Below are 1,956 nucleotides of genomic sequence, written 5' to 3'. Positions count from 1 at the left end.
CGAAAAGCTGGCGGCCTGATCGGAGCCGCCATGGTCCGCCACTTCCTCGACATCCATCGGCTGGACGCAGAGACCCTGCGCGCCATTCTGGACGACGCCCACGCCCGCAAGGCGGCCCGCAAGGGCTGGCCGAAGGGGCGCGTGGACGCCGATGCGCCCGCGAAGGACCGGGTGCTGGCCATGATCTTCGAGAAGAACTCCACCCGCACGCGGTTCAGCTTCGACGCCGCCATCCGCCAGCTGGGCGGCGACGCCATCATCGCCAATGCGGCGGACATGCAGCTGGGCCGGGGCGAGCCCGTCGAGGACACCGCGCGGGTGCTGTCGCGCATGGTGGACGCGGTGATGATCCGCGCCAACGACCACGAGGATGTGGAGCGCTTCGCCCGCGTCTCCACCGTGCCGGTGGTCAACGCCCTGACCGACCGCTCGCACCCGTGCCAGATCCTGGCCGACCTGATGACCATCGAGGAGCATCGCGGGCCGGTGGCGGGCAAGACCCTCGCCTGGGTGGGCGACGGCAACAATGTCTGCGCCAGCTTCATCCATGCGGCGCCCAAGTTCGGCTTCCAGCTGAACGTGGCCTGCCCGTCCGACTATCACCCCGACCTGCACGACCTGCAGCGCGGCGGGAACCATGTGCACCTGACCTCCGACCCGGAGGAGGCCGTGGCCGGCGCCGATGTGGTGGTCACCGACACCTGGGTCTCCATGGGCGATCAGGACTATGAGGAGCGTCTGGCCGCCTTCGAGGCCTACGGCGTCGACGCGGCCCTGATGAAGCAGGCGGCGCCGGGCGCCGTGTTCCTGCACTGCCTGCCCGCCCACCGTGGCGAGGAAGTCTCCGACGCCGTTCTGGACGGCCCGCAGTCCGTGGTCTGGGACGAAGCCGAGAACCGCATCCACGCCCAGAAGGCGGTGCTGGCGTGGTGCTTCGGGGGTTGAGTAAGATCACAGACGCCACGGGTCCGCTCACGGGCAGACAGTTGAAGCGTGCTCACGATCTGTGGCGGACACTGGCCTAACGGGCCTTGTAGACCTCAATCAGCGCCAGCAGTTTCTCTTGATGTTCGCTGGATAGCTCAGCGACGTTTCGCGCCAGATAGTACTCCGCGTCAGTCTTGATTGTGCCGCGACGAATGATGCGGGCGACAGCTTTGCCAGAAAGCATCTGGATCTCAGAGAGCGAAGGAAGGCCGTCTTCAAGAAGCTGTCGATCGATCACCGCGATCCGGCTAGGCGACCAATCGTTCGTCATCTCCACCATGTCACCAATGGCGAGCGCAAGTCCCTCCCGCGCCTTCGCCTTGGGAAACCCATCGAGCACCCGAACTGGGTCAATCTCGGAGTCGGCCTCAATGTCCGGCATAGTCAGCGCGACCATACTTCGAAGCCAGAGCCTCAGTCGTTCATAGCTTTCGGCGGTGACGAGCATTCAGTAGTTCTGACGAGCTTGGCGATCCTGCGCAATGACCGCTTCGCGCCCGTTGCAGGCGCCTACGCTATGGGTCGGTATGGATAGAGCGCGGCTCGCATCATTTCCTGCTGGTCCAGCGGAGACGCTGACAAGTAGTCGGCTGACGACGAAACCAGATCACGCACGCGGTCCACATGGTACTCCGCCACCCAGCCGGAATACCAGGACTCGACCTCTGACTCGTCCGTCTCAAGCGTCTCGATGGTCGTCCTGATAGCGTCGTTCAGCAGGGGGCTGAGGAGCCCGTCCAGGCCATCGTCGTCGTAGAACTTCGCACGGATCAGGGTCCGAAGGAAAAAGGTCAGACTCCCTCGGCCCTCCAATTTGACCGTGAGGCCGTGGTCCGATTTTTCGATATTCACGGTCACGCTGCGCTCCCCGCGTCACGTCTGGCTACACGCCCTAAACCCGCGTCAGCCGCAGGTCCTGATAGTCGTACGAGAAGTCGATGTCCGGCGAGACGCCCTTCAGGGTCGCGC

The 1,956-nt window shown here is 64.6% G+C and carries 3 protein-coding genes; 1 reads left to right on the top strand and 2 read right to left on the bottom strand.

The features are described 5' to 3' along the window. The first annotated feature begins 30 nt into the window (after positions 1-30). Positions 31-945, top strand: a complete 915-nt coding sequence (argF, locus tag C0461_RS14265) for an ornithine carbamoyltransferase (protein WP_292107958.1) — start codon at positions 31-33, stop codon at positions 943-945. A 76-nt stretch (positions 946-1,021) separates the two neighbouring features. Here argF and C0461_RS14260 read toward each other — a convergent pair whose 3' ends face one another. Then, positions 1,022-1,435 (bottom strand): hypothetical protein, encoded by a 414-nt coding sequence (locus C0461_RS14260; RefSeq protein ID WP_292107956.1) that lies wholly within the window; start codon positions 1,433-1,435, stop codon positions 1,022-1,024. Between the two features lie 62 nt (positions 1,436-1,497). Continuing rightward, positions 1,498-1,845, bottom strand: coding sequence for a hypothetical protein (locus tag C0461_RS14255; RefSeq protein WP_292107954.1), 348 nt, complete (start codon positions 1,843-1,845; stop codon positions 1,498-1,500). Positions 1,846-1,956 lie beyond the last annotated feature (111 nt).

This window comes from Brevundimonas sp. (assembly GCF_013823285.1).
Taxonomy (GTDB): Bacteria; Pseudomonadota; Alphaproteobacteria; order Caulobacterales; family Caulobacteraceae; genus Brevundimonas.
Note: the sequence above shows the minus strand (reverse complement) of the source record. Positions and strands in the feature narration are given on the sequence as shown.